The sequence below is a fragment of the uncultured Mailhella sp. genome (assembly GCF_944324615.1).
Taxonomy (GTDB): Bacteria; Desulfobacterota; Desulfovibrionia; order Desulfovibrionales; family Desulfovibrionaceae; genus Mailhella.
Genome location: NZ_CALUWY010000010.1, coordinates 54,535 through 61,149 on the forward strand (window position 1 = coordinate 54,535; position 6,615 = coordinate 61,149).

The following is a 6,615-nucleotide window of genomic DNA, read 5'->3' on the forward strand; positions in this document are numbered from 1 at the left end:
GCCGCGCGTATGCTTGTACGCCGCAGCATACATTACGGGGGAATCATGAACGAAGTCATCACCGAAGGCACGCTCTCCAGTCTTCTGGGCATAGAGCTGGAAGGATTTGACGCGGAAGGCAGGGGCGAGGTGTCCATGCCGCTGGACGAACGCCACAGAAATTCGCTGGGCAAGGCCCACGGCGGAGCCATCTTCACCCTGGCCGACATGGCCTTTGCCGCCGCCTGCCGGGGGGCGGGCCTTGTATGCGTGAGTGCGCAGTGTTCCATTTCCTATCTTTTTCCCGGAGAGTGCGGGCCGTTGCGGGCCAGAGCCTGTCCGGTGAAGCTCGGCAGCACCCTCGCGGTGTTCGACATTCAGGTGTACGACGCTGCGGGCAGAACCATCGCCAGGGCCGTCATGACCGGATACATCATCAAGAGGCTGAAGGCCGGAGAAGGGCATGAGTGAACATACGCTGCCGACCGGGGTCTGGGATGAGGACCTGACGGAAGAAGAGATCCGGGATGAGGAGCGCGTCTTCATCGTGCCTGAAAACGCGCGGAAGATGCGCCTTGACGCTTTTCTTGGCTCCGTTGCGGATTTTTCCCGCAGTCGTCTGAAAAAACTGGTGGAACAGGGGCGCTGCACGGTGGAGGGCGCAATCTGCACGGATGCGGATACGCGCGTCAGGCCGGGCTGGAGCGTGACCCTGCGCCTGCCCGGAGCCTCGGAGGAGCTGACGGCCGAGGAAGGCCCCCTCGATATCGTGTACAGTGATGAGGATATCGCGGTGGTGAACAAGCCTGCGGGGCTGACCATGCATCCCTGTCCGAGCTGCCCGAAAGGCACGCTGGTGCATCGCCTGCTTGCGCGCTTCCCCGGTCTTGCCCTTCAGGAGGGGCCGAGGCCCGGCATCGTGCACCGTCTGGACAAGGATACCTCCGGCCTGGTCGTCATCGCCCTTTCGGAAAGAGCGCGGCTGCGCCTCATCGAAGATTTCGCCGCACGCAGGGTGCACAAGACCTATCTTGCCGTGACGCGCGGCGTGCCGTCGGCAGAGGGCGGGAGCGATCTTCCCATAGGGCGGCACCCCGTCATCAAAACGCGCATGGCCGTTGTTCCTGAAGAGAAGGGGGGCAGAAGCGCCCTCACGAAGTGGAGCACGCTTTACGCTTCGCCTTCCGGTCGTTTTGCCCTGCTTGCCGTGCGGATTTTCACCGGCCGTACCCATCAGATCCGCGTGCATCTTGCCCAGGCGGGCTTTCCTTTGTGGGGCGATGCCGTGTACGGCCGCGAAGACAGGCATTCTCCGGCGGCACGGCAGCTGCTGCATGCATGGAAACTGGAGTTCGAGCACCCCGTCAGCGGCAGACCGCTTTGCTTTCTCGCGCCCCCTCCCGACGATTTTCCCAGAGCCATGCTGGCGCTGGAAGAGAAGACGCGGCGCGTCATACTTACCGGCATGCCCGGCTGCGGCAAGTCCGCCGTGCTGGAGAAGCTGGAAGAGCGTCATATTCCCGTATGGAGTGCGGACAAGGCCGTGGCGGTCCAGTATCAGCCCGGCGCCGACGGCTGGCTTCTCATGCGCCGGCGCTTCGGCGAGGCCTTTTTCCGGGCCGACGGCACGGTGGACAGGGCGGCGTTGACCAGCCTTCTGGCAGGCACTCCCGGCATGCGCCGGGAACTGGAACGCCTCATACATCCTCTGGTGCGTGCCTCCATGGACGAGTTTTTTCAGAAGGCAGAGTCTCAGGGCAGGGAAGCGGCCGTGGCCGAGGTGCCGCTGTGGTTTGAAACCGGGTGGACATGCCCGGGGGCGGACATCACGGTCATCGTCTGCCCCGATGAGGTGCGGCACGAGCGCCTGCAGAGAACGCGCGGCTGGAGTGCGGAAAAAATCGCCGCCGTGGAAAGCTGGCAGTGGAAGCAGGATGAGAAGATCGCCGCTGCCGACCTTCTCATCCGCAACGCGGGCTCGCTGGAGGAGCTGGATGCGGAAGTGGGGCGCTTTCTGGCGGAACTGAAGGAAAGAGAACAGAGGGAAGAGAAGGCGCTTGTGGAAACATGGCGCGGCCTGTGGAGCGGGGAGATACCCGACTGAGTGCCGCGTTGCAGGTGACGGCGCAGACGCGCCGTTTTTCTGCGGCCTGGATGAAAGCGCTCTGCCGGATACGGAGCATTTCTTTTAATACCGCGGAATCCATGAGCATGTTTTTCTGAGGGAAAGCCTTTTTCCTGCGTGTGCCTCTTCCGTGCCCTGCAAGAGGCGGGCATGTTCTCTGCATGGAGCGCATCGGCGCGGAAGACAAGGAAGACCGGGGCGCCGGATCCGCCTTCCGCTCGTTGTTTTTCTTTATTGTTCCGGGAGGATGCGGCTTTTTCAGCCCGTCTGCACAATAAGAGGCCCTGCACAGGTCAGGGATAATAACATTCTTTTTTTATTCATCTATTTCAGCTTTCCGGCTGCAGGGAAAAAGATGCCCCTTCCGGGCATTTTTTTTGGACAAAACAGCCTGCTTTTTGCATAATTGTTACCAGGAACATATTAGCAGGAGTCTGACATGTATTCACTGGTAGAAAGCCGCGAAGCTGTGAACAACTGGCTGGAACGCTATGGCGTGCGATTCGGAATCTACAAAAATGGAAAGTTCAAGGAACAGCTTTTTCCCTTCGATCCCATACCCCGCGTCATCACTCCCGAAGAGTGGGCCTATCTGGAGAAGGGGCTGTCGCAGCGCGTCAGAGCACTCAATCTGTTCCTTGCCGACATCTACGGCGAAAAGAACATCATAAAAAACAACGTCGTCCCGAAATCCTTCGTCTATGCCTCCAAGGGCTACCTTCCCCAGTGCGAGGGCATACGGCCGCCTCACGGCATATTCGCCCACATCGCCGGCATCGACCTGGTGCAGGCCCGGGACGGGAGTTGGTTCGTTCTGGAAGACAATCTCCGCATTCCTTCCGGCGCGTCCTATCCGCTCATTGCCCGTTCCATCGCCCGCAAGGTCAGCCCGGAAACCTTTACCGCCAATCACATCGAGGACAACCGCAATTATCCCGATCTGCTGAAGCACACCATGGACAGCATGAACGTCAACGGCGGGCTGAATGTCGTCTTCACGCCGGGGCGCTACAATTCCGCCTTTTTCGAGCATGCCTATCTTGCGGAACGCACGGGAGCCGTCCTCGCCTTCCCCGGCGATCTCATCGTGGAAGACAACCATGTGTACTATCAGGGCATTTTCCATGAAAAAACACTGGTCGGCGCCATCTACCGCCGCGTGTCCGACGAATATCTCGACCCCATGGTCTTTGAGCCGACCTCCCTTCTGGGGGTGCCCAACCTGATGCAGGCCTATGCCGCGGGCAATGTGGCCGTGCTGAACAGCCCCGGCAACGGCGTGGCCGACGACAAGGGCCTCTATTACTTCGTGCCGCGCATGGTGGAATACTATCTCGGCGAAAAGGCCCTTCTGCAGAACGCGCCCACCTACCTGCCCTATTATGAACAGGACAGGGAATATGTGCTGAACAACACGGAAAAGCTGGTCATCAAGGACGTGAGCGAGGCCGGTGGGTACGGCGTGGTGTTCGGGCGCGACCTTGAGCGCGACCGTCTGGAGAAGCTGCAGGAACTCATCCGTTCCGAACCGCGCCGCTGGATTGCTCAGGAAGTGATCAATTTCAAGGATCTGGAAACCATGGAAGACAGGGGCGTGGTCTACCGCAAGGCGGATCTGCGCGCCTTTGTGCTTTCTTCCGCCGACAGCACGGTGGTCTGGAAGAGCGGACTGACCCGTTTTGCCCGTCAGGCGGATTCCTTTGTGGTCAACTCCAGTCAGGGAGGCGGCTTCAAGGATACCTGGGTCATGCGTGATCATCAGTCGCTTCCGAAGCAGTTCTAGAACCTTTCCCCCGTCATACGAAAGGATACGCCATGTCTTCCATATCTCCCGCCAAGGCGAATCATCTCTTCTGGCTAGGCCGTTACGCCGAACGACTCTTCGCCCAGCTCCACTTTCTGCGCCGCTACTACGACCTGTGCCTGGACGAAGGCCGGGAAGACGCGCTTCAGATCTACTGCCGCAAGCTTTCCCTCAGGGACTGCCCTTCCGACAGGGAAGCCTTTCTGTATCAGCATCTTTTTGAGAATACGCCCGGTTCCCTTCAGTACTGCCTGGAATGTCTGAACGACAACAGCATCGTGCTGCGCGAGGAACTGACCACGGCCTCCATCAGCTATGTGAACCTCTGCGTGGCCACGCTCAACCATTGCCGCCACAAGCAGGACATCAACATCGTCCGCCTCCAGCCCATCACCGACTACATCCTTTCCTTCTGGGGATCGGTGTTCCAGCATGTGACCAACATTGCCACCCTCGACATGCTGTTTGTTGGCAAACACGTTGAATATATTGATATATATTCAAGGTTCGATTACCCGTTCAAGCGTATCGCCGCAGAGTGGGAAAGCCTGGATCACCGCCTTGGTCACATGGAGGACATGGTGAACGACCGTTGCAGAAACGAGCTCAGGGAGATATTCTCCGACGGGCGCAACTACGGGAAGAAGATTCCCGACGTGCTTCGATCGTTGAATTCCCTGGTTCTGGTATGAAGCAGTTTTTCTATCGCTACGAGAGCGACATCCTTTTTTCCACACCGGTATCCGCCCATTCCTGGCTTTTGCGGTGCATGCCGAAGGAGGAACCTTTCCAGCGGGCGGAGCGGGCCTTCGTGCGCGTGAGCGTGGTGCGGGAGGACGGGGAGGAGCTTTCCCTGCCCGTCTGTCACGGCCGCGACGCCTTCGGCAACGCCGTGCAGTGGGGCTATGTCGCCGGGGCGCACTGCCGTTTCAGCATCCTTTCCGAAGGGGTGATGCGGCAGACGCCGTACCGCATCTGCGGCACGGCGCATGACATGTTTCTGGAGCACACGGCCCTGACCCGGCCCGATGCAGACATGGAACGCTTCGCCGGGCAGGTTCCGCTCCGTGCGGCCGAGGAGAGCTGCGAGGGTTCTCTTCCCCGCGGAAAGGTGCTGGAAAGGGCGCTTTCCCTGTGCGATGCCGTGTACCGGCACATGAGCTATGTGCCCGGAGCCACCACGGTGAACACCACAGCCGGGCAGGCCTTTGCGCTGGGGCAGGGCGTCTGCCAGGACTACGCCCACATCCTGCTTTCCCTGCTGCGCTGCTCCGGTATCCCGGCGCGCTATGCCTGCGGCTATCTTGCGGGGGAGGGGGCCGGTCATGCCTGGGTGGAATTTTTCGATCAGGGCGTGTGGAGAGGTCTGGATCCCGCCAACAACCGCCTGTTGAGCTGCGGCTGCATCAAGGTGGCCCACGGCCGCGACAGCGCCGACTGCCCCGTGAACCGGGGCGTGTTCACGGGCCGGGCCGCGCAGCAGAACACCCTAGCCATCAAAGTGGAAGAAGTATGATAAAAACCGTCATATCCACGGAACTGCCCGTGGATGAGCACCTGCTCATCCGCAAGAACAGCATTTCGGGAGGTTCCGGGAAGAAGCGCATCTGCATCGTCACCGGCACCCACGGCGACGAGCTGGAGGGGCAGTACATCTGCTACCGCATAGGCAGTATTCTGCAGGAACATCCCGACATGCTGGACGGCACCGTGGAAATCTATCCGGCCCTCAATCCCCTGGGCATAGATTCCATCACGCGCGGCATTCCCAATTTCGATCTGGACATGAACCGCATCTTCCCCGGCGATCCCATGGGCAGCATGGCGGAGAACACGGCCTATAACCTGATCGAGGATTTGAAGGGGGCGGATCTTGTCCTGGATATCCATTCCAGCAATATTTTCCTCTATGAGGTGCCGCAGGTCCGCATCAATCAGCTCACGGCGGAAAAGCTCGTTCCGCTGGCCCGCTATCTGAATCTGGATTTTCTGTGGGTGCATGAGGCGGCCACCGTGCTCGAAGCCACGCTGGCCTATTCGCTCAACGCCCTGGACACGCCCACCCTGGTGGTGGAAATGGGCGTGGGCATGCGCATCACCAAAAGCTACGGCGATCAGCTCGTGGACGGCATCCTGAATGTGATGCGTCATCTCGGCGTATGGAAGGGCGAGGTGCCCGATCCTCCGGCCGGGCACAGGACCATTCTTTCCACAAAGGGCACGGTGGAGTTCATCAACGCTTCCGCCTCGGGCGTGTTCATTCCGCTCATCCGTCAGTCCAATCAGGTGGAGGCGGGGCAGCCCATAGGGCGCATCGTCGATCCTCTGCGCGGCGCGGTGCTTCAGGAAGTAGCCGTGGAACAGCCGGGCTTCGTCTTCACCATACGGGCGTATCCCGTGGTGTATGAAGGTTCCCTTCTGGCCCGGGTGTACAGGGAGAACAAGGTATGAAACGTGAACGCCTTTTCGTCATGCCGTCCCCGTTCCGCGACGAGTTCCGCATCCACGGCTTCCGTTTCGGTTCCGGCAAGAAGAGTCTGGCCATTGTGGGTGCCATGCGCGGCGACGAGCTGCAGCAGCAGTTCGTGTGTTCGCGCCTCGTCCATACCCTTCAGGATCTGGAAGAGCGGGGCGAACTCATGCCCGGGCATGAGATTCTCATCATTCCCTCGGCCAACCCCTTTGCCATGAACATCGGCAAGCGTTT

7 protein-coding genes are annotated in these 6,615 nt (G+C 60.0%); all 7 read left to right on the forward strand.

Annotation, left to right across the window (positions count from 1 at the left end; translation table 11 throughout):
• Positions 1 to 45 precede the first annotated feature (45 nt).
• Positions 46 to 450, forward strand: a complete 405-nt coding sequence (locus Q0K07_RS04225; protein WP_294556847.1) for a PaaI family thioesterase — start codon at positions 46 to 48, stop codon at positions 448 to 450.
• Positions 443 to 2,083: a dephospho-CoA kinase gene (gene coaE / locus Q0K07_RS04230; protein ID WP_294556851.1), complete on the forward strand. Its 1,641-nt coding sequence runs from the start codon at positions 443 to 445 to the stop codon at positions 2,081 to 2,083. Before Q0K07_RS04225 ends, coaE begins: the two co-directional genes overlap by 8 nt.
• 460 nt (positions 2,084 to 2,543) lie before the next feature.
• Positions 2,544 to 3,887 carry a circularly permuted type 2 ATP-grasp protein gene (locus Q0K07_RS04235; RefSeq protein WP_294556854.1) on the forward strand — a complete coding sequence of 448 codons (1,344 nt, stop codon included), beginning with the start codon at positions 2,544 to 2,546 and terminating at the stop codon, positions 3,885 to 3,887.
• A 32-nt stretch (positions 3,888 to 3,919) separates the two neighbouring features.
• Positions 3,920 to 4,600, forward strand: coding sequence for an alpha-E domain-containing protein (locus Q0K07_RS04240; protein WP_294556856.1), 681 nt, complete (start codon positions 3,920 to 3,922; stop codon positions 4,598 to 4,600).
• On the forward strand, positions 4,597 to 5,424 hold the full coding sequence (locus tag Q0K07_RS04245; RefSeq protein ID WP_294556860.1) for a transglutaminase domain-containing protein: 828 nt from the start codon (positions 4,597 to 4,599) through the stop codon (positions 5,422 to 5,424). The genes Q0K07_RS04240 and Q0K07_RS04245 overlap by 4 nt, the downstream gene beginning before the upstream one ends.
• Positions 5,421 to 6,359 (forward strand): M14 family metallopeptidase, encoded by a 939-nt coding sequence (locus Q0K07_RS04250; protein WP_294556863.1) that lies wholly within the window; start codon positions 5,421 to 5,423, stop codon positions 6,357 to 6,359. Before Q0K07_RS04245 ends, Q0K07_RS04250 begins: the two co-directional genes overlap by 4 nt.
• Positions 6,356 to 6,615, forward strand: a 260-nt coding sequence (locus Q0K07_RS04255) for a succinylglutamate desuccinylase/aspartoacylase family protein (RefSeq protein ID WP_294556866.1), incomplete at its 3' end; no start/stop codon positions are given. The genes Q0K07_RS04250 and Q0K07_RS04255, both read left to right, overlap by 4 nt.

What these genes read in the sequence shown, in the direction of transcription:
- Q0K07_RS04235 (WP_294556854.1), top strand. Translation starts at nt 2,544, where the DNA reads ATGTATTCACTGGTAGAAAGCCGCGAAGCTGTGAACAACTGGCTGGAA.
- Q0K07_RS04250 (WP_294556863.1), top strand. Translation starts at nt 5,421, where the DNA reads ATGATAAAAACCGTCATATCCACGGAACTGCCCGTGGATGAGCACCTG.
- Q0K07_RS04245 (WP_294556860.1), top strand. Translation starts at nt 4,597, where the DNA reads ATGAAGCAGTTTTTCTATCGCTACGAGAGCGACATCCTTTTTTCCACA.
- Q0K07_RS04225 (WP_294556847.1), top strand. Translation starts at nt 46, where the DNA reads ATGAACGAAGTCATCACCGAAGGCACGCTCTCCAGTCTTCTGGGCATA.
- coaE (WP_294556851.1), top strand. Translation starts at nt 443, where the DNA reads ATGAGTGAACATACGCTGCCGACCGGGGTCTGGGATGAGGACCTGACG.
- Q0K07_RS04240 (WP_294556856.1), top strand. Translation starts at nt 3,920, where the DNA reads ATGTCTTCCATATCTCCCGCCAAGGCGAATCATCTCTTCTGGCTAGGC.